At 40.1% G+C, this 20,766-nt stretch carries 19 protein-coding genes; 12 read left to right on the top strand and 7 right to left on the bottom strand.

The annotated features are described in order from the left end of the window. The first annotated feature begins 1 nt into the window (after position 1). From PSF67_RS12015 to mutM, 7 genes are read left to right on the top strand one after another with little or no spacing between them, the layout of a single operon-like run. Entirely contained in the window at positions 2 to 1,123 is a 1,122-nt protein-coding gene (locus PSF67_RS12015) for a glycosyltransferase family 4 protein (protein WP_272676992.1), read from the top strand. Next, entirely contained in the window at positions 1,120 to 1,917 is a 798-nt protein-coding gene (rfaP, locus tag PSF67_RS12010; RefSeq protein ID WP_272676991.1) for a lipopolysaccharide core heptose(I) kinase RfaP, read from the top strand. Before PSF67_RS12015 ends, rfaP begins: the two co-directional genes overlap by 4 nt. A gap of 23 nt (positions 1,918 to 1,940) precedes the next feature. Beyond that, positions 1,941 to 2,954: a lipopolysaccharide 3-alpha-galactosyltransferase gene (waaO, locus tag PSF67_RS12005; RefSeq protein ID WP_272676990.1), complete on the top strand. Its 1,014-nt coding sequence runs from the start codon at positions 1,941 to 1,943 to the stop codon at positions 2,952 to 2,954. 14 nt (positions 2,955 to 2,968) lie between these two features. Then, positions 2,969 to 4,207 (top strand): O-antigen ligase RfaL, encoded by a 1,239-nt coding sequence (gene rfaL, locus PSF67_RS12000; RefSeq protein ID WP_272676989.1) that lies wholly within the window; start codon positions 2,969 to 2,971, stop codon positions 4,205 to 4,207. Further along, the gene (locus PSF67_RS11995; RefSeq protein ID WP_272676988.1) at positions 4,200 to 5,216 is read left to right on the top strand and encodes a glycosyltransferase family 8 protein; all 1,017 of its coding nucleotides are present in this window, start codon (positions 4,200 to 4,202) and stop codon (positions 5,214 to 5,216) included. Before rfaL ends, PSF67_RS11995 begins: the two co-directional genes overlap by 8 nt. Before the next feature lies 1 nt (position 5,217). Beyond that, on the top strand, positions 5,218 to 6,363 hold the full coding sequence (locus tag PSF67_RS11990; protein WP_272676987.1) for a glycosyltransferase: 1,146 nt from the start codon (positions 5,218 to 5,220) through the stop codon (positions 6,361 to 6,363). 21 nt (positions 6,364 to 6,384) lie between these two features. Beyond that, complete coding sequence (mutM, locus tag PSF67_RS11985; protein ID WP_231068640.1) at positions 6,385 to 7,194, top strand: bifunctional DNA-formamidopyrimidine glycosylase/DNA-(apurinic or apyrimidinic site) lyase; 810 nt, start codon at positions 6,385 to 6,387, stop codon at positions 7,192 to 7,194. Between the two features lie 10 nt (positions 7,195 to 7,204). Here the strand turns inward: mutM and coaD are convergent, their stop codons facing one another. Further along, the gene (gene coaD, locus PSF67_RS11980) at positions 7,205 to 7,690 is read right to left on the bottom strand and encodes a pantetheine-phosphate adenylyltransferase (protein WP_166267218.1); all 486 of its coding nucleotides are present in this window, start codon (positions 7,688 to 7,690) and stop codon (positions 7,205 to 7,207) included. 191 nt (positions 7,691 to 7,881) lie between these two features. Between coaD and waaA the strand changes: the two genes are divergently transcribed. Both waaA and PSF67_RS11970 read left to right on the top strand, forming a co-directional pair. Beyond that, positions 7,882 to 9,162, top strand: coding sequence for a lipid IV(A) 3-deoxy-D-manno-octulosonic acid transferase (gene waaA, locus PSF67_RS11975; RefSeq protein ID WP_166267124.1), 1,281 nt, complete (start codon positions 7,882 to 7,884; stop codon positions 9,160 to 9,162). 199 nt (positions 9,163 to 9,361) lie between these two features. Next, positions 9,362 to 10,822, top strand: a complete 1,461-nt coding sequence (locus tag PSF67_RS11970; RefSeq protein ID WP_272676986.1) for a glycosyltransferase family 39 protein — start codon at positions 9,362 to 9,364, stop codon at positions 10,820 to 10,822. Positions 10,823 to 10,899: 77 nt separating this feature from the next. On the opposite strand, the gene yibB is transcribed toward PSF67_RS11970, so the two are convergent. The 4 genes from yibB to rfaD all read right to left on the bottom strand — a co-directional run bounded on the left by yibB (position 10,900) and on the right by rfaD (position 14,825). Further along, positions 10,900 to 11,760, bottom strand: coding sequence for a protein YibB (gene yibB, locus PSF67_RS11965; protein ID WP_272676985.1), 861 nt, complete (start codon positions 11,758 to 11,760; stop codon positions 10,900 to 10,902). A gap of 94 nt (positions 11,761 to 11,854) precedes the next feature. Continuing rightward, the gene (gene rfaC, locus PSF67_RS11960; protein ID WP_272677014.1) at positions 11,855 to 12,817 is read right to left on the bottom strand and encodes a lipopolysaccharide heptosyltransferase RfaC; all 963 of its coding nucleotides are present in this window, start codon (positions 12,815 to 12,817) and stop codon (positions 11,855 to 11,857) included. Beyond that, positions 12,817 to 13,863: an ADP-heptose--LPS heptosyltransferase RfaF gene (gene rfaF, locus PSF67_RS11955; RefSeq protein ID WP_210848679.1), complete on the bottom strand. Its 1,047-nt coding sequence runs from the start codon at positions 13,861 to 13,863 to the stop codon at positions 12,817 to 12,819. The genes rfaC and rfaF overlap by 1 nt, the downstream gene beginning before the upstream one ends. Before the next feature lie 23 nt (positions 13,864 to 13,886). Beyond that, positions 13,887 to 14,825: an ADP-glyceromanno-heptose 6-epimerase gene (gene rfaD, locus PSF67_RS11950; RefSeq protein ID WP_166267118.1), complete on the bottom strand. Its 939-nt coding sequence runs from the start codon at positions 14,823 to 14,825 to the stop codon at positions 13,887 to 13,889. 229 nt (positions 14,826 to 15,054) lie between these two features. On the opposite strand from rfaD, the gene PSF67_RS11945 reads away from it, so the two are divergent. Both PSF67_RS11945 and tdh read left to right on the top strand, forming a co-directional pair. Then, positions 15,055 to 16,251, top strand: a complete 1,197-nt coding sequence (locus tag PSF67_RS11945) for a glycine C-acetyltransferase (RefSeq protein WP_181489977.1) — start codon at positions 15,055 to 15,057, stop codon at positions 16,249 to 16,251. A gap of 10 nt (positions 16,252 to 16,261) precedes the next feature. After that, complete coding sequence (tdh, locus tag PSF67_RS11940) at positions 16,262 to 17,287, top strand: L-threonine 3-dehydrogenase (RefSeq protein WP_272676984.1); 1,026 nt, start codon at positions 16,262 to 16,264, stop codon at positions 17,285 to 17,287. A gap of 67 nt (positions 17,288 to 17,354) precedes the next feature. Here the strand turns inward: tdh and PSF67_RS11935 are convergent, their stop codons facing one another. Then, on the bottom strand, positions 17,355 to 18,365 hold the full coding sequence (locus tag PSF67_RS11935) for a divergent polysaccharide deacetylase family protein (RefSeq protein WP_272677013.1): 1,011 nt from the start codon (positions 18,363 to 18,365) through the stop codon (positions 17,355 to 17,357). A 96-nt stretch (positions 18,366 to 18,461) separates the two neighbouring features. Further along, positions 18,462 to 19,751 (bottom strand): murein hydrolase activator EnvC, encoded by a 1,290-nt coding sequence (gene envC, locus PSF67_RS11930; protein WP_195697931.1) that lies wholly within the window; start codon positions 19,749 to 19,751, stop codon positions 18,462 to 18,464. A gap of 433 nt (positions 19,752 to 20,184) precedes the next feature. Here envC and PSF67_RS11925 point away from each other — a divergent pair, with 433 nt between their 5' ends. Then, positions 20,185 to 20,622: a rhodanese-like domain-containing protein gene (locus tag PSF67_RS11925; protein WP_195697930.1), complete on the top strand. Its 438-nt coding sequence runs from the start codon at positions 20,185 to 20,187 to the stop codon at positions 20,620 to 20,622. Positions 20,623 to 20,766 lie beyond the last annotated feature (144 nt).

Raw genomic sequence — 20,766 nt, 5'->3', positions numbered from 1 at the left:
CATGAATCTGGCATTTTGCTTATATAAATACTTTCCGTTTGGTGGGTTACAACGGGATTTTCTACGTATTGCAACCGAATGCCAATCACGTGGGCATCACGTACGTGTCTATACCCAATCATGGGAAGGTGATAAGCCGGATGGTTTTGAAATTATTATCGTGCCGGTGACATCGAAGACGAATCACGGATGCAATGCACAATATTATGACTGGGTGTTGGCGCATTTAAAGCAGCATCCTGTTGAGCGGGTAATTGGCTTCAATAAAATGCCAGGCCTGGATGTGTATTATGCAGCAGATGTCTGCTATGCCCAGAAAGTCGCTGAAGAAAAAGGTTTTTTTTATAAGCTGACACCTCGCTATAAACATTATGCCGAATTTGAAAAAGCCGTTTTTGCTGTGGGGAAACCGACACAGTTATTAATGTTAACGCCACATCAAATTAGTCATTTCAAAAAGCATTATGAAACCGAAAATGAGCGTTTCCATATGCTGCCTCCCGGTATCGCCCAAGATAGAAAGTATGATAAGCAAATTGTAGATGCGAAAAGAGTTTATCGTGAAAAAAATCAAATACCTGAGTCTGCATTTTTAGTATTACAGGTGGGTTCTGACTTCAAACGCAAAGGTGTTGACCGTACGATAAAAGCCATTGCGGCATTGCCCGATGAGATTAAGAAAAACACGTTATTGATGGTAGTTGGCCAAGATAAACCGGCGAAATACCAGCAATTAGCGAAAACGTTAGGCATCGGTTCGCAAGTTTCTTTCTTTAGCGGCCGTAATGATATTGCAGAATTAATGGCTGCAGCCGATATATTAATGCACCCGGCTTATCAAGAAGCGGCAGGTATTGTGTTATTAGAAGCGATTACTGCAGGTTTACCGATTATTGTCACAGAAGTGTGTGGATATGCTTCATTTATTAGCCAAGCTCAATGCGGTATTGTGATAAGCGAACCCTTTGAACAAACGGTTTTAAATTTGGCATTAGTCGATAGCTTAAAGAATTCGGTTCAATTAGCGCAATGGGCAAGTAATGCGCGATATTTTGCGGATACAGAAGATTTGTATAGTTTACCAGAAAAAGCCGCAGATATTATTTTAGGGGGAAACAAATGATTGACTTAAAAACCCCTTTTAATGAATTGTGGAAAAACAAAGATCCTTTTATCGAGACAGATAAGTTACAAGGTGAAGTTTTTCGTGCGTTAGAGACGCGTAAAACGCTGCGTTTTGAACTTGAAGGGCGCAGCTATTTTATAAAAATTCATTATGGGACTACACTGAAAGAAGTCCTTAAAAACTTATTATCTTTTCGGTTACCTGTATTAGGGGCGGATAGAGAGTGGAATGCTATTCATCGACTTACTCAAGTGGGAGTTGATACTATGAATGGCCGAGCTTTTGGGCAAAAAGGGATTAACCCTCTTCGTCGCCACTCCTTTATTATTACTGAAGATTTAACCCCGACGGTGAGTTTAGAAGATTATTGTGCGAATTGGCTAGATAACCCGCCAACGTTTAGTTCTAAACAAATGATTATTCGTCGAGTCGCGCAGATGGTGCGTAAAATGCACGCGGCTGGTATTAACCATCGTGATTGTTATATTTGCCATTTTTTACTGCATTTGCCATTTTCGGGAAATGAAGAACAGCTAAAAATATCGGTTATTGATTTGCACAGAGCACAACTCAGAAATTCTGTTCCAACTCGCTGGCGAAATAAAGACTTAATTGGTTTATATTATTCATCATTAAATATTGGGCTCACTCAGCGTGATATTTTTCGTTTTATGAAGTTTTATTTTGGCTTATCGCTACGAGATATCTTGCAACAGGAAGCGCCATTGATCGCTAAAGCGGAAAGTAAAGCAGCACAAATTAAAGAACGTACAATTAGAAAGTCATTGTGAGTCAAGAGAGAAGAGAGATATAAATGTTCTTCAATAAAGAAAATGCGGTTACACAGCAAATTGATTTATCGTCACCTGATGCGATTGTTAATAATGATAGCTTACATATTTCCTATGGTATTGACCGTAATTTTTTATATGGTTGTGGGATCTCGATGGCTTCTTTATTAAAAACAAATCCTGATATCTCTTTTTCATTTCATGTATTTACTGACTACTTTGATAACGAGCAAAGTCAATTATTTAAACAGCTTGCAGAGCAATATAAGACGAGTATTAGAGTTTACTTGGTTGACTGTGAACAGCTTAAATCGCTGCCGAGTACCAAAAATTGGTCATATGCAACGTATTTCAGGTTTATTATTGCGGATTACTTTTCAAATCAGCTAGATAGAATGATCTATATGGATGCAGATATTATGTGCCAAGGGACGCTGCAGCCATTGTTAAATATTCAATTTAAAGATGATGAAATCGCTGCTGTTGTGCCTGAAAGGGATCGCAATTGGTGGCAAAAAAGAGCTGATGCTTTAGGTGTCCCGGGTATTGCTTCGGGGTATTTTAATGCAGGGTTTTTAGTTTTAAATTTAGTGAATTGGTCAAAATTTGATATCTCAACGAAAGCAATGGATTTACTTTCCCAAGATACTGTGAAAGCAAAATTATCCTATTTAGACCAAGACATTTTAAATATGCTATTAACAGGGAAAGTTATTTACCTTGATAGCAAGTACAACACTCAATACAGTATCAATTATGAGCTGCAAAAAGGTAAAAAAGAGAACCCAATAACGCCTGAAACTGTATTGATTCATTATATCGGCCCAACTAAGCCTTGGCATGAGTGGGCTAATTACCCAACAGCTCAACCCTTTATTAATGCAAAAGAGGCATCACCTTGGAAGGATATTCCGTTACTGAAGGCTAAAAGCAGTAATCATTTGCGATATTGTGCGAAGCATATGTTTAACCAGGTAAACATTCTCTCTGGTATAAAAAATAATCTTCAGTATTTTTTGGTTAAATTAAGTAAATAATAATTGGGCAAGTTATGTCTTTTTTAGATAGAAATGAAAGTATTCTCTCAAAGTATAACAAAGCTTTGGTGCTAATCTTTGTTGCTCTTTTTTTTGTGGAAAATGTAACCAGATATAAGCATATTCTGTTCTATTTGATGATAGCCACATCTTTGGTTTATCTGTCTTTAGATACAAAAAAAGTGCTAAAAAGATTAAATAATAAACTTTTATATTTAGTTGTTGCTTTTTCTATTTTTCTTTATGTATCAACATCTTATTCAGATATATTAAGTGTATCTATTAAAACTATTAACAATAATTTATTGAATTATGGAATACTAAGTTTATCACTTTTATTGCCAATTATTTTATATAGAGAAAGCCTAAAAGAGATTTCAGAACTATTATTAACGAGTTTTACTGTATCGTTAGCCTTAGTTTTACTTGTTGAGTTATGCCGCTACTATATAGCCTATCAGCAGGGTATTTTACCGTTTACTACTTATGATTTTAGGCATGTTTCGGATGCGTTAGTTTTTTTCTTTCCAATACTTCCTATTCTTTGGTATTTATTACCCAAATCTAAACTTATTTATTTTTATCTTTTAAGTATTGTATTTCTGTTTGTTTTACTCGGAACGCTTGCTCGAGGGGCATGGGTTGCAGTTGCAGTCGCTGGGTTATTATTTTTATGTTTTAAACGTCCTTGGAAACTAATTGGAGTTGTATTATGCCTTTCGGTAATTTCACTTATTTCAATTAAACTAATTTATCCTGATACAAGTAAAAAACTGTTTTATAAGTTAGAGCAGACGGATAGTACTCACCGTTATACTAATGGAACTCAAGGAACCGCTTTTGAGCTTATATTGGAAAATCCAGTTATCGGATATGGGATTGGCGATAAAATATACCATGAGAAGTACAATAGTGTTGTAAAAAATCACCCGGAATGGACATTTAAGCAGTCTATTGGGCCCCATAATATTTGGCTTTATATTTGGTTTGGTGCGGGCATTGCAGGGTTAGCGATATTTAGTGCGGTATTTTTGTCAATGTGCTATTCCTCAATGCAAGGGATTAAAAATAGGTCTGATGCACCGGAAATTTACTTTGCCTTCATTGCATTGCTGTTAAGTCTTATTGGCTTTTATCTGGTTCGTGGAATGTTTGAACAAGTGGACCTTAAACCCTTAGGAGTTCTTTTGGGGTTTTTAATCGCCATGATGGGGCATAGTTCAACCAAGCAGAAGAGAGTTTGCCATGAATAACCTGATAACAAATAAATATCTGTTAAATGAGGGGGCTAATGCGAGTAATGCCTCATTACCATGTCTTGATATTATTTATGGTTCGGATGAAAACTATCAGTTTGGTGCAGGTGTTTCAGCGGTCTCTTTACTTATTAATAACCCAAATACGTTCTTCAGATTTCATTATTTTTTAGATAAAGTCAGCCCTAGCTTTTTAGAGAAGTTGAAGGCTATTTCTCATCAGTTTTCAACTGAATTTCATGTTTATGAGTTGGATAATCAATTATTAAAAACATTACCGGCTTCTGATGTTTGGTCCTCAGCGATGTACTTTCGGTTAGTTGCTTTAGATTATCTTTCGAAAGATTATGATGTTGCCTTATATTTAGATGCGGATGTTATCTGTAATGGTCAATTAGATTTGGCAGCTAATTTAATTGAAGACAAAGTTTGTGGTGTTATTGCTGATGACATCGGTGTAAGAACAAAAAGTGAAACGCGACTACACACACCACAGTTAGCTGAGACCTATTTTAACTCGGGTGTTATGTTTGTGAATTTAAAGAAGTGGCACGAAAAACGAGTTACTCAGCAATGTTTTGAGTTATTGTCTGCAGAAAATGCGAAACAACGGTTTAAATACCCTGATCAAGATGTACTAAACCTTGTTTTAAGAAATGACCTGATACTGCTTAATAAAAAGTTTAATACAGTTTATACCTTAAAAAATGAGCTGTATGACCGAACACATCAAAAAAACCAAACCATTATTACACCTGAAACGGTTTTAATTCATTACACTGGTGTGAGTAAGCCTTGGCACACATGGGCGAATTATCCTTCTTCTCAGCCTTTCTATAAAGCATTAGCACAATCACCTTGGACAAAGGATGATTTAAAACATGCCACTAAATTTGTTGAAAGGAAAAAAGAATATAAGCACCTATTAAAGCGAGGTGCGTATTTATCAGGTATTTTGTCGGGTATTCATTACTTGTTTGAAAAATATACAAAAAAAAGAAAATAATATGATGATTAATAAAATTGTCTTAACAGTTTCTCCTATATTTTCTATCCCCCCTAAAAGTGCGGCAGCAATTGAATCGTGGATGTACAATGTCGCTAAACGATTAGACATTGAAAACCGAATCGTTTGTATACAAAATGATGGATATAGTGCTCATTCTGTTGTTAATGAGCATTGTGAAATTGAGCGCATTAAGTTTGGGAAAGTGTATACAAGGCTATTTAAGAAATGGACAAGATTAGACCCATATTCTTATGCAGATAGAATTGTCAAAATTAAACACCAATTTTCGCCAAATCCGAATGAAAGCGTTATTTTTGTTCACAATCATATTAAATCCTTCAAAAAAATAATTAAGAAAGAAGGGCATAATAACGTTGTGTTACACATGCATAATTTGTACGAGCCTAAAGATGTTCCTGAAGACATAAAAATCATTGTACCAAGCCACTTTATGAAAAATTGGTACAGGGAACGTTTACCAAATGCGTTTATTGAAGTGGTGCGTAACGGGTTCGATGGTGAAATTTATGCTCAATCACCTGAGGTCAAGCGTGAGGATTTTGGGCTAACAGTAGAAGATAAAATAGTTTTATTCGCTGGCCGAATCGCTAGGGATAAAGGATTACTTGAATTAATGCAGGCGTGCGAGACTTTCTTTAAAGAAGACCGTCGTTATAAGCTTGTCATTGTGGGTGATCCAAATGCCGCATTAAAAGGTGAACTAGCGCAATATCAAGACGAAGTAAAAGATTATGCGAAAAATTTGGGTGAGCAATGTATTTTTTTAGGTGGTGTTCATCCTGAAAAAATTAGGCACTATTATTCTCTAGCAGATGTGATTGCAGTACCTTCCATCGCTCCAGAGCCATTCTGTATGGTCGCATTAGAAGCGATGGCTTCGGGTCGCCCTGTGATAGCAAGCCAGCGAGGGGCAATGGTGGAATTTATTTCCCATAATGAAACGGGGTTTATTTTCAGGGAGCCACTTTCGCCTTTAAGTATGGCAGAGGATATTACTAGTGCGTTAAATCACCCAAATAGTCAAGAAATAGCCTATCATGCTAAAAAACATGCTTATGATAATTTTACTTGGGAAATTGTTAAAGATGAGCTTATGAAGGTGATTGCAAAATGGTATCCCTAAGCAAAGAATGTGAGTTTATATATGCCAGAACTACCAGAAGTTGAAACCAGCCGTCGTGGAATAGAGCCACATTTAGTCGGAAATACAATATCTTACGCAGTTGTACGCAATAGTCGATTACGTTGGCCGGTTAGTGAACAGATTAAAATTTTATCAGACGAAATAGTTCTGAGTGTGCAACGTCGCGCTAAGTATTTGCTGATTGAATTGCAAAAAGGTTGGGTTATTGTTCATCTGGGCATGTCTGGTAGTGTGCGTATTTTGACCGAAGAATTACCTGAGGAAAAACATGACCACGTGGATTTAGTCATGCGAGATGGCAAAGTGCTACGCTATACAGACCCTCGTCGGTTTGGCGCTTGGCTCTGGTGTGATGATTTAGAAAATAGTTCTGTGCTTGCACACTTAGGCCCCGAGCCATTATCAGACGCATTTAACCCGCAGTATCTTTATGAATTAGCGCAAAAGAAAAAAGTGGCTGTTAAGCCGTGGTTAATGGATAACAAAGTGGTTGTTGGTGTAGGTAATATTTATGCCAATGAAGCATTATTTGCGACGAAAATATCACCTGAAAAAATCACTAATACATTAACATTGGTTGAAATTACCGAGCTCGTGCAACAGATCAAAAAGGTGTTACAACGCTCCATTGAGCAAGGCGGCACGACACTAAAAGATTTTTTACAGTCGGATGGTAAGCCGGGTTACTTTGCCCAAGAGTTGTTTGTCTATGGGAAAAAGGGGGAACCCTGTTCAATGTGTGGTACGCCAATAGAAAGCATTAAACAGGGGCAACGTAGCACCTTCTTTTGCCCACAGTGTCAAAAATAGTGCGCTTTTACTATTTTTTATTGAGTTTCTTTAGCATTGCCTCAGCAACCACTGGAGGTAGGAAAGATGAAATATCACCATCGTGAAGAGCAACATCTTTGATCAAAGAAGAAGAAACAAAGGATAAACTTTGCGATGGTAATAAAAATACGGTTTCCAAGTCAGGAACAAAATGGCGATTCATATTCGCTAATTGCCACTCATACTCGAAATCAGCTACAGAACGAACCCCTCGAATAAGAATGTTGGCACCATTTTTTTGCGCAAAACTAGCCATCAATTCAGAAAACCCAACAACTTCAACATTATCAAGGTGAGAAGTGACTTCTTTAGCTAGGGCAACGCGCTCATCAAGGGAAAACATCGGGTTTTTTCGTTGACTATTCGCAATAGCCAGCAAAACATGGTCAAACATTGCTGCTGCTCGGGTAACAATATCAACATGTCCTGATGTCACAGGGTCAAACGTACCAGGGTAAATAGCCTTATGTTTCATGGCGATAGTATCTCGTTGTTTGTATTTTCTATTCGAAAAAACAGCATGAATAAGCGCTAACATTATCGGCTATCTAGCATGGTTGCAACTGTAGATGAGATTTTACTGCTATTTTTAGGTGCATATTCTGCACACTTTTATTTGCGCTTTATGGTAAGATAGCGCCAATTTTGGTAAGTGAATCAGATCGAATGTTATTGCTGCGTCTATATCAGGTACTTCTTTATCTTATCCAACCATTTATATGGGTTCGCCTATTGCTGCGCAGCCGTAAAGCGCCTGCGTATCGTAAACGTTGGGGCGAACGTTATGGCTTTTGTGCAGGAAAAGTAAAACCTCAAGGCATTTTATTACATTCAGTTTCTGTCGGGGAAACCCTCGCAGCCGTTCCATTAGTCCGTGCACTTCGCCATCACTATCCGTCTTTGCCAATTACAGTGACCACGATGACGCCAACTGGCTCAGAACGTGTTCTTTCTGCGTTTGGTGATGATGTCGACCACGTCTATTTACCTTATGATCTCCCTGGTTCAATGCGCCGTTTCCTGAAACAAGTCGACCCAAAACTTGTGATCATTATGGAAACTGAGTTATGGCCAAACATGATTAATCAATTGCATAAACGTAAAATTCCATTGGTTATTGCAAATGCGAGACTTTCTGAGCGCTCTGCTGCGGGGTATCAAAAGCTCGGTAGCTTTGTGAAACGTATGCTACGTAATGTCACGATGGTCGCAGCACAACATCAGGAAGATGGTGAACGCTTCGTTCAATTAGGGTTACGGCGGATGCAATTGAGTGTAACGGGGAGCTTGAAGTTTGATATCTCAGTGACGCCTGAATTAGCTGTAAGGGCAATAACTTTGCGCCGCCAATGGGCAGCACATCGCCCTGTCTGGATAGCGACCAGTACTCATGAGGGTGAAGAAGCCATTGTATTAGAAACCCATCAAAAATTGCTATCCCGTTTTCCTGATTTGCTTTTAATTTTAGTTCCTCGCCATCCAGAACGTTTTGCAAAAGCAGAAGAGTTGACCCAAAAAGCTGGCTTAACGTTTATTCGTCGTAGCGCTAATACAATCCCTACAGCAGATATCCAAGTGGTGATCGGTGATACGATGGGTGAATTGATGCTGTTATATGGAATTGCGGATATTGCCTTTGTTGGGGGAAGCTTGGTCGAAACTGGGGGGCATAACCCACTCGAAGCAGCAGCCCATGCGCTACCCGTGTTAATGGGGCCTCACACATTCAATTTTAAAGATATTTGCGGAAAACTGACTCAAGCCGATGGATTGATTACGGTAACAGACAGTGAATCGATGGCTCAAGCCGTGACGAGTTTGCTTTCTGATGAAGATTACCGCTTATATTATGGACGTCATGCCGCCGAAGTTCTTCATGAGAACCAAGGTGCCCTTCAAAGATTATTAAAATTATTGCAACCCTATTTGCCTCCGCGAGAGCAATAATGCCAAGTAATGTCTTTTTTTGAATATTAACTTGAACATTACAACAATAGATTGTGAATATTTTCTGGCACATCCTAGTATTGCATTTAAACTATAGTAGACTTCCCTGCTTATTATAGAGTCATTCGATTTGGTTTATTGCTATTAGGGTAGTATCCAAATGGAATGTTGGAACTTTTGTTTATTTTTCTAAGACTATATGCCAGCCACTAATCAATCAATTTCAAATAAATATGTTTATGTATGGGTCATAAGCTATGCCATAGCTTGGATCTTAGCGAGTTTTTATTTCGACCCAACCGTACCTTATGACACAGTAGAAGCGGTAAATTGGGGGATGAACGGGGAGTGGGGATCACCTAAAAACCCATGGTTTGTTGGCGTCATGATGTGGCCTGCAATTTACCTTGATATTTCCTATAGTTTTTATTGGTATTTTAGCCACTTTGTGGGTATTGCATTCGGTTTACTTGGCGTGTGGAAGCTGGCTTTTCGTTTAACTGGGCGCCGTGACCTCGCTTGGTTTGCAATGCTAATGTTGAATTTATCAGGTGTCATTAATTTCGATATCATTCCTTATAATGATAACTATATTTTAGTGACATTATGGCCTTGGGTTATTTATTTCTTTTTACGTGCCGTTGATGATAATCCTGCATGGTGGTTACCGTTTGCTTTATTTGCTGGCCTTGCAACAATGGGGAAATACTCAACTTTGGCGCTAGTTGGGTCTGTTTTCTTGTTAACTATATTTGTGAAACACGTTCGCCAAAGTTATCGCCACCCTGTTTTTTACCTTGCGATTGCGTTGTGGTTTGCTTTGGTATTACCAAATTTCTTTTGGTTGATGGCAACGGACTTTTCGGCTTTCAAATGGGTAGATTCACAAATCGACCCTGGGTTTAATCTTCATACCACACAAGCGGCGCTGAGCGTGTTTTATCCGTTAGTGATTGCAGCGATTATCATTTATTGCAGCGGTGGAAAGTTAGGGTGGCCGAAAGCGGCAGCGAATCGTATGGCTAACTTTATTCTTCTTTTTCCTCTGATTGTGATCTACGGTTGGTTCTCTTTTCACGATGGCGGCCGAATAACTGAATGGCTGCAGCCATTTATGGCGATTAGTGCACCGTTATTTGTCGGCTCTATAACAGTGATGCCTAAACAGCCATTGAAAAAATCGCTAATTGGTTTGGCTATCTTTGGTGGCGTGGTTATTGCGGGGTACCTTATTGTTCAAGCAGCTAATATTCGCGGAGCAGGGCAAAAATTTATTGGCGTGAAAACCTTGATAGCAGACGGTGAGCAGCGCTGGTATCAGCGCTATGGTATGCCAGTTAAATATGTTGGCGGGGAAGATAACCAATATCAATGGTTTATTATTTATGGCAAGGATAGGCCTCATCTCATTCAGCCTTGGTCGATGGAAAAGCATATGCCACCGAATATCTATAACCGTGATATTACGGAAGCTGAAATTCGCCAACATGGGGCGTTATTGCTGGGTAAGAAATATGATGATTGCGCCCATGAAAACTTCGCTAAGGTACGTAAGTTCTGGCCACAATTTACGATAGAAAAAGAAGATGTGATTTATCGTTCTGAACCGGATGCCGCACCTGAAACCATGTGCTTTGGGTTTATTGCACCAGAGAAATAAGAAATATCTTGTGAATTGCCCCCAATAATTGGACTGCCAATTACTTGGGGGCGTTGTAATAAACCAATAATATTTTGTTATTTAATTACTCTTAGTAAGATGGCTAGACGTGTTAAGTAATTAATTTTTGAGCCTTCATGAAATAATCTAAATACTTTAAACCATTCCATATGACCAAGATAATTTAATTTAAATAAACTAGGTTTTTGACTAGCACAAATTAAAAATACACCTTGGTCATCATCAATAACACCAGATTGTATTAATCTTTTTTGAGTTTGAAAAACAAGTGAGTAAAATTCAATCCACTTTTCTTTAGTCGCAACAATAACACCACCAATTATGTAGGTTTCATTATTGATGACTTTATCCATTACAGCTGCTTCATTTTGTAAATCCAAATTTTCGTTAATGGAGAAAAGGTGAACTTTGCTACGGTCAAATGGGTGAGACCACCTAACTAATCCATATCGTGTCTTTTCTTTTCTGATGTAACCAAAATCGACCCATGCAATGAGCTCATCATTGGTTAGCCCTGACTTAATTGCTCTATGGATAAAATAAGGTTTTAAATTGTTAATCAATACATATTCAGCAGACCAATACTCAGGGTTCTGTAATTGTTCTGGTTTTATAAGGCCTTTAAATGAATGACTATTCTGAATAGAAGATATTTTCTTTATTATAAAATTAAATTTCTGGTTTAGGTTAATTGTAATGACATGAGTTGGTTTGCCTTTTCTAAGCTTAAGCACTTTCTCTTTTAAGTCTGGCGAAGTGAAAATAATGATTTTATTATCAAGTTTAGCTAATTGTTTAAAATGATTAAAATAGGTATCAGCCGTTCTTTCTAATCTATCGGAACGACCACTCTTAGCATTCCAATTTCCTCTACCGATGTCAAAAAATGCCGTTATGATTGTAATTGAATTATTCATTATAATTAATGTCTGGTATTGGGTAGACGAAAAAGGTTGCCTACGTAAATGATGTGGTAAAAGATTAAAAAGTTTGAGTAGCTAAGATACCTTTCTATAGAAAATGTTTCAACTGTTCATAAGTGTATGTAGCACTTATATCCTCGATATGGTTACTCGGAGATTTAATCGTATGCTGCCCTTGCCCATATCCCCCAATCAAGCCGGGGTCAGTGGGGCCAAACAGGGTAAAATTAGGTTTATCAAGTGCCGCGGTTAAATGGCTAAGCCCAGTATCGACAGAAACGATCGCTTTAGCATTAGCAATTTGCTGTGCAACTTCGGCTAAAGTGAGCTTGGGTAAAACTTCTACAAAATCAAAGCCTTTTGCTAATCGTTCTGCACGTTGCTGCTCATGAGGTGCACCCCAGGGCAACTTGATTTTGATACCACTCCCTGCCATTAGCCCGATAAGTTCTCGCCAATTTTTTTCAGGCCAGTGTTTATCATCACGGGTGGTTGAATGCAGAAAAATGACATAAGGGCTTTGAGGCTCTTCTTGTGACTGCAAAAAGTGTTGAGCAATCGCATAATCCCCTTGCTGCGTTGGGCAGGTATAACCAAGGCTTTTGGCAAATAATTGGCGAATACGTTCAACGGCATGTTGTTGCTTGCTGATTGCGTAACGGTGGTCATAAAAGAAGCTGGCTAATGGTTCGCGGATGCTATGGCGGTCATAGCCATGTTTATCACCATGAGCCAAGCGGGTGACAAGAAAAGCGCTCTTTAATAATCCTTGCGCGTCAATAATCGCGTCATAATGTGTTGCTTGTAATTTCTTGCGAAATTCCGCACGTTCGGCCCTGATCGGTGCAGAAAACCAATTTTTTCGCCAGCGGCGAATGGCCACAGGGATCACTTGGTTAACGGCACTGTGCCATGTTGGGATTTGCGCGAAGCCTTCTTCAACGACCCAATCGAATTGGATATTGGGTATGGCTTGTTGTGCGTCGGTCAGTGCAGGTAATGAGTGTAAAACATCCCCCATTGAAGATGTTTTGACTAATAATACTCTCATCATTCAATACCTATATTTAACCGAGCTAACGCATCGATAACTAATTGAGGTTGGATATCAATCAAACTTTGGTGATAACCACTTTCACCATCACCTTTACGCACTTTGTGATACCCCGTAATTAGGCGGATCACTTCTGCTTTATCTGATAATGGCGGGGTGAAATCAGGGCTACTTGGGCCATATAAAGCGACAAGCGGTTTACCGAGTGCAGCTGCAACATGCATCAAACCCGAATCATTACTGACAACGCTATGGCAGGCATCGATTAGATTAACAGCTTGTTCTAACGATGTTTTCCCTGAAAAATTATGGCAATGCAATCTAGCATCATCGGTCAGCTCTAAACGAATAGCTTCACCAGCTTCGTGGTCTTTTTGCGAACCAAATAGCAGCACCTGATAGCCTTTTTGGCTAATCAGTGTTTGAGCAAGAGAAGCGTAGTGGTAGTGAGGCCAGCGTTTGGCAGGCCCGAACTCTGCCCCTGGGCAAAAACCAATAATAGGGCGAGAGCCATCAACCCCAAAGGTTTGCAGAGTTTCAGTGACTTCTTGCGGTTCAGTGACCAGTTTAGGTGGTAAAATGGGTGTCGGAATATCGGAAGCTGATTGAATAGTTTGCTTATCATAAGCAAGGGCAACATATCGTTGTACCATTAAAGGAAACGCTTCTTTATTCAATGGGCGAATATCATTGAGTAGACCATAGCGCATCTCTCCACGCCATCCCGTTCTTTTGGGGATTTTTGCGAAGAAAGGCACAAGTGCAGACTTTAAGGAGTTTGGTAATACAATAGCTTGATCATAGCCATTTGCCTGCAAACTTTTACCTAATCGACGACGTTCACCAATTTCCAAAGCACCATGCCCAAGCGGCATAGGAATAGCTTCGTTAACTTCAGGCATTTTGGCGAGTAAAGGACGGCACCATTGTGGCGCCATCACATCAATCTGTGCATGGGGATGTAAAGCCTTGATCGTGCGATAAAGGCTTTGTGACATCATCATATCCCCTACCCATGAAGGGCCGATCACCAATATTTTCATAAATGATTTTTCAGAAATAAGCGTTACGCGTCTTTATTGAGCAAGTGCATATATTCGGTGACACCTTCAGCAACCGTTTTAAATGGCGCAGTGTAGCCAGCGGCACGTAATTTGGTCAGGTCAGCTTGTGTGAAGCTTTGGTAGCGACCTTTTAATTTCTCAGGGAATTCAATGTATTCGATGGCCACATTTTTGTCTTTGTGGAATTCAGTGACTGCATCAGCAACAGCTTGGAAAGATTCTGCACGTCCTGTACCACAGTTAAAAATACCTGAAACATTATTTTCCCAGAACCATAAATTTACCGCAGCCACATCGCCTACATAAATAAAATCACGGCGGAAAGTATCGCTACCTTCGAACAGTTTTGGGTTCTGCCCTTCATTAATTTGTTTATTTAAGTGATACGCAACGCTCGCCATGCTGCCTTTATGGTCTTCATTTGGTCCATAGACGTTGAAATAGCGGAAACCACAGACTTGTGAATCGGCTTCTGGCAGAATTTCACGTACATATTGGTCAAATTGGAATTTTGAATAACCATAAACATTTAATGGTTTTTCGAATTGGCGTTCTTCAATAAAGTTATCGCTACGACCGCCATAAGTTGCTGCAGAAGAGGCGTATAAGAATGGAATTTCGCGCTCTAAGCAATAATGTAATAACTCTTTAGAAAACTGGTAGTTATTGTCCATCATATACTTGCCATCCCACTCTGTGGTTGATGAACAAGCACCTTCGTGGAATACCGCGTCAATTTCACCGAAATCATCACCCGCGATGATACTAACAATGAAATCTTCTTTATCTGCGTAATCCGCAATATCAAGGTCAACAAGGTTGGCAAATTTAGTGCCATCTTTCAGGTTATCGACCACTAGGATATCTGTGCGGCCGATTGCATTTAGGGCTTTAATAATATTGCTGCCAATAAAACCAGCTCCACCAGTGACTATGATCATTGGGTATACCTCAAATGGGTTAAGAAAATAGGATCGTCATTGGTGACTATAATAACATCTCTTGGCGCAGACGGTAGCATTGATAGAAGAGAATTGAACTGGCGCTAAAATGAGAACAAGGTAAATATCGTGATCTTGGCTACAAACTTGACTTATTTATGCTGTGAATATCGCCACACATAGAGACTATTATTAAACTCTATTAATAGAAACTATTCAGGAAGAAATCATGTCAGAAAGATTTTATCAGCAGATTCAAGAGCAATTGGTACAAATTGAAGCCGATGGATTATTTAAAAACGAGCGTATTATTACGACTTCACAAGATGCTGACATTGAAATTGTAGGTGGCCAGCGAGTTATTAATTTCTGTGCTAATAATTATCTTGGTCTTGCAAACCACCCTGCGCTCATCGAAGCGGCTAAACAAGGAATGGATAGCCATGGTTTTGGTATGGCATCGGTGCGCTTTATTTGTGGAACGCAAGATAACCACAAAGTTTTAGAGCGCAAACTGGCGGATTTTCTGGGCATGGAAGATGCCATTCTCTATTCGTCCTGTTTTGATGCAAATGGCGGTCTGTTTGAAACCTTATTAGGAGCAGAAGATGCCATTATTTCAGATGCATTAAATCATGCATCAATTATTGATGGGGTTCGCTTAAGCAAGGCAAAACGCTACCGTTACAGCAATAATAATATAGTGGAATTAAAAGCGCGCTTAGAAGAAGCCAAAGCCGCAGGGGCTCGCCATATTTTAATTGCAACAGATGGTGTGTTCTCGATGGATGGTGTGATCGCGGATTTGAAATCCATTTGTGACCTTGCGGACGAATACCAAGCTTTGGTGATGGTGGATGATTCACATGCTGTTGGTTTTGTTGGGGAAAATGGTCGAGGTAGCCATGAGTACTGCGATGTGATGGGCCGTATCGATATTATCACGGGGACATTGGGTAAAGCCTTGGGTGGTGCATCCGGTGGTTATACGGCAGCGAAAAAAGAGGTGGTTGAATGGCTGCGTCAGCGTTCTCGTCCTTATTTGTTTTCGAACTCACTCGCTCCTGCGATTGTTGCCGCATCTATCAAAGTGATTGATATGATGAAAGAAGGTCATTCATTACGTGAAAAATTATGGCGTAATGCCGTGTTATTTAGAGAAAAAATGACAGCGGCAGGTTTCACCCTCGCAGGTGATGACCATGCCATCATCCCTGTGATGTTAGGTGACGCCAAACTTGCCCAAATTTTTGCAAAAGAGCTACTTGATGAAGGTATCTATGTCACGGGCTTTTTCTACCCTGTTGTGCCGCAAGGTCAGGCACGTATTCGTACTCAGATGTCCGCAGCTCATAGTGAGGAGGATATTTTACACGCTGTTGAAGCATTCACCCGCATTGGTAGAAAACTAAAAATAATCAAATAAAAGGTCTTTTATGAAAGCACTGTCCAAACTGAAAGCTGAATCAGGTATATGGATGACAGAAGTTCCGAAACCGGAACTCGGGCACAATGATGTGATGATCAAAATTCGTAAAACTGCGATTTGCGGTACGGATGTACATATCTATAACTGGGATGAATGGTCGCAGAAAACCATTCCTGTCCCAATGGTTGTCGGTCATGAATATATAGGGGAAATTGTTGCGATTGGACAGGAAGTCAAAGGCTTTAAAATTGGTGACCGAGTGTCAGGGGAAGGGCATATTACTTGTGGCCACTGCAGAAACTGCCGTGGTGGCCGTACCCATCTTTGCCGCAATACGATTGGGGTGGGCGTTAACCGAGAAGGGTGTTTTGCAGAATACCTAGTGATCCCCGCATTCAATGCTTTTAAAATTCCCGATAATATCCCTGATGAAATCGCGGCTATTTTTGACCCATTTGGTAACGCAGTTCATACGGCACTTTCCTTTGATTTAGTGGGGGAAGATGTGCTGGTTTCAGGGGCTGGCCCTATAGGTATCATGGCAGCTGCGGTGTGCCGACATGTAGGTGCACGCCATGTTGTTATCACTGATGTGAATGACTATCGGCTTGAATTGGCGAAAAAAATGGGTGTTTCTCGTGCAGTGAATGTCAGTCGTGAAAATTTAAAAGATGTGATGAACGAACTGGGAATGAAAGAGGGTTTTGACGTAGCATTAGAAGTTTCTGGTGCCCCGGCAGCTTTCCAAACCATGTTAGACACCATGAACCACGGTGGCAGAATTGCCCTATTAGGTATTCCCCCATCCTCGATGGCAACAGATTGGAGCCAAGTGATCTTCAAAGGGTTATTTATTAAGGGGATCTACGGCCGAGAAATGTTCGAAACATGGTATAAAATGGTGACACTCATTCAATCTGGTTTGGATTTATCACCGATAATTACCCATCAATTCTCGATTGATGAGTTCCAAAAAGGCTTTGATATCATGCGTTCAGGCCAATCTGGTAAAGTGATTTTAAACTGGGATTAAATTGATTATCTCAATTCCCCTTTTTGGCTTTTTTGAACCAAGAAGGGGAATCGAAAATGAGCTACTGCTATTGTTTGAAAAGCGGGCGCTTTTGGGCTTTATCGCCCTGCACCAACAAAGGTTGTAAAGCCTTATCGTTATAAATCCCCTCGACAACAAACATAATAAAATCAATTACCTGTAGCTTCGAAGAGGGTAATGTAAACTCACAGATACCGAGCTCTTGCGGAATAATCATATTTTCTGGTTGGCTGGCTGTTCCCAGTTGCTCAACTGCTGCATCTTCGGTTAGAGGGGTTTTGATCTCATCTTGTATTGCTTGCTCGGTTTTAGGCTGCGCTGAGGTCTTTTTCGCTTCTTCAGATAACATTCTTAATGATGTTGGCTGTTTCGTTGTAGGTTGAGAGCTCAGTAGGGCACTAACACCCACTAATTCAACATCAGCAGGAAGTTGGGCAAGGTATTTTTGTAACGCACGAACGGTAGATGGATGTGGGTGGCCGATTGCAACTGCACTGCCGTGCTTACGTGCATAGGCAACGGCTTTATTCAATTGAGTACGCGTTTCTTCTTCCGACTGGTGGTTATCAATAAAAATATGGCGACGTAACGTGGGAACACCGTATTCTTTGGCGGCATTACCTGCTTGGGTATTGCCAATAGTCACACTATCAAGGAAAAATAAGTTTGACTTTGACAGGCTCTGCATCACATTACGCATTCCTGCTAAGTTAGATGTCATCTCACTTCCCATGTGGTTATTCATCCCTTTTGCATAAGGAACTCGGCTTATCGCATTTTTAATAATGCGGTCAATTTCCTCTGCATTCATTGAGGGTGCTAATGTGTCTTTCTCTAATGGCTGTTTGCTCAATGGTTTCATTGGCATATGGATGAGAATATCACGGCCTTGCTGATGGGCTTTTTCTGCGACTTCACGGCCATGAGGAGAGCTCGGTAAAATTGCAATAGTCACCGCGGGGGATAAGGCTAAAATTTGGTTATCTTCTTTAACGCGATAACCAAAATCATCAATCACAATCGCTAGCTTTGCCGCACTCACCGGTAGACACATCATTAATAATGAGAAAACAATGAGTAGTCGAACGGGTAAGTGCTTCAGCATAACGTTATCCTAATTAATTGAATTTAAAATTTATCGCCCTAACTATATTTATCGGCCTAACCATGGACGTGGGTTTACGGTTTTACCTTGTCTGCGGATTTCAAAATAGAGTGCTGGGCGTTCTTGGCCGCCACTGCTCCCCACTAAGGCGATTGGTTGCCCTGCTCTAACCTCTTGGCCGACATTCACTAAGGCGCTCTGGTTATAGCCATAGAGGCTCATATCTCCTTTACCGTGTTCAACGACGACAACTAGCCCATAGCCTTGTAACCAGTCGGCCAGTAGTACGCGCCCATCAGCGATAGCTTTGACTTGGGTTCCTTCGTTAGCGGCGATAACCATGCCTTTCCAACGTAATTCACTGGAAATGACATCGCCATAGTTATGGAGCAATGAGCCGCGAACAGGCCAAATAGCTTGCCCTGCAGGGCGCCCTAAACCACCAGTACGAGACATCAGTGAGCGTTCACTCTCTGACGGCTTATAGGTTGAACCTTTCTGTTTGGCTTGCCGTTCTTTTTCTGCCACTTGGACACGAATGCGGGCCGCTTCTTTAGCTTCTCGTTCTGCTCTGGCTTTGGCCTCACGTTCGGCTTTGGCAATTTTATCGCGTAATCTTGCTTCGTTCTGTTTTAGGACAGCAAGATTTTTTTGGTCTTCTTTTAATGTACTTTCAAGGACATTCAAGGTTTTTTGCCGCGAAGTGCGTGCGTTATCCAACTTACGCTTTTCTTGTTGTTGGCGAGCCAGCGTCGTTTTTTGTTCGGCTTGTTTTTTTTGTTCGAGTTGTTTTTGTTCTTGCAGCTCTTTAGTGGTTTCTTCTAAAGCGACAATGTTTTTTTCACGCGCCTGATTTAAATAGCTGTAATAGGCCAAAATACGCTCTTCTCGTTGGCCTTCTTCACCTTTGAACATCAGGGTGAGTCCTTGGTGTTTACCTAACCGAAAAGCCGCATCTAGTTGGTCAGCTAATAATTTTTCCTGTTGTTGTTTTTTGGTTTGTAGTTGCTTGATATTGCTATTTAAGGAAACAATTTCTTTGTCTAATTGTTTTAATTGGTTTTGCGTTTCATGCAGGCTACGACCCGCTGCAGAAATACTTTGTTCTTGTTGTTTGAGTTGCTCAAGTAGTGCTGAGCGCTTGGCTTGTTGCTCTTTTACACTTTTCTCTTTTTCAGCAATACTTTTGAGTAAATCATGTAACTGGCCTTTATTTTCAGTGATCTGGTTGGCAAACACAGTCTGTGTTGGGGCGAGAACAAGCAGCCCTAACCCAAAGAGAGCGCTAATAGCCTGACGAATAAATGAAATTTTCATTCGATGATGTGTATTGGCCATCGTGATAAATCACCTCAATTAAATGCAATATCTGATTATTTCATCTGCAAGTGATGGTTTCCAGCACTGTCTAACAAATAGTATTGAAAACATTTATAAATTCGGATTTTTGCCCTGAATCAGAACTATACTAAGTCAAATAACTCAGTTTTATTATCACTGATTTATTTTGTATAGCCAGTTTTCAATACTTTTTTCTTATTCATTGCCTATTTGAAGCACAGCTTAGACCTGTTTAGCACGTTTATGTTAAAATATTTGCGTACCGCCTCGAAACAGAAACGTGGTTTTTCAGTGAACAGTGTTAATTTTGCGTGCCTTAGCGCAAAAAAAACAAGCGAGTTTGCGGGAATTGGCTGTAATTAGCTCAACACAAAGGTATACTCAGAACCCTTTGATATTTGTTTTTAACTAACGGGAGTGATTGCCCCCCATGATCCAAGAAATCATGCAATTTGTAAGCCGGAACATGTTATTGAGTCTGGTTTGGATAGCGCTATTAGTGGCTGTGGTTGTTATGACCTTTAAAGGCCTTTTCTCTAAAACGAAAGTGATTGCTCGTTCACAAGCGATTACACTGATTAATAAAGAAGAGGCGGTTGTTGTCGATTTACGTTCTCGCGAGGATTTCCGTAAAGGGCACATTATTGATTCTATTAACTTAACACCGTCTGAAATTAAAGAGAATAATTTAGGTGAATTAGAAAAACACAAACAGAAACCAGTGATTATCGTTTCTGCAAGTGGTATGGAATCAGGTAAACCAGCTGAACAGCTGGCACAACACGGTTTTGAAAAAGTCTTTGTCCTAAAAGAAGGGATCTCTGGCTGGGCAGGTGAAAACCTCCCTTTAGCTCGTGGTAAGAAGTAATTATCTGGTATCTAGTTGCTCCCAAGTTATATATGTAGCAAGTAATTTGGGGAGCACAATGCAGAAAATTTTTCTGTAACACAATACAGCGAACATTCCAGTAGCTCAGAATAATAGGGTTTCCCTTAAATTATTTGGGCTACA

This window comes from Providencia sp. PROV076, assembly GCF_028483405.1.
GTDB classification, from domain to species: domain Bacteria; phylum Pseudomonadota; class Gammaproteobacteria; order Enterobacterales; family Enterobacteriaceae; genus Providencia; species Providencia huaxiensis.
Note: the sequence above shows the minus strand (reverse complement) of the source record. Positions and strands in the feature narration are given on the sequence as shown.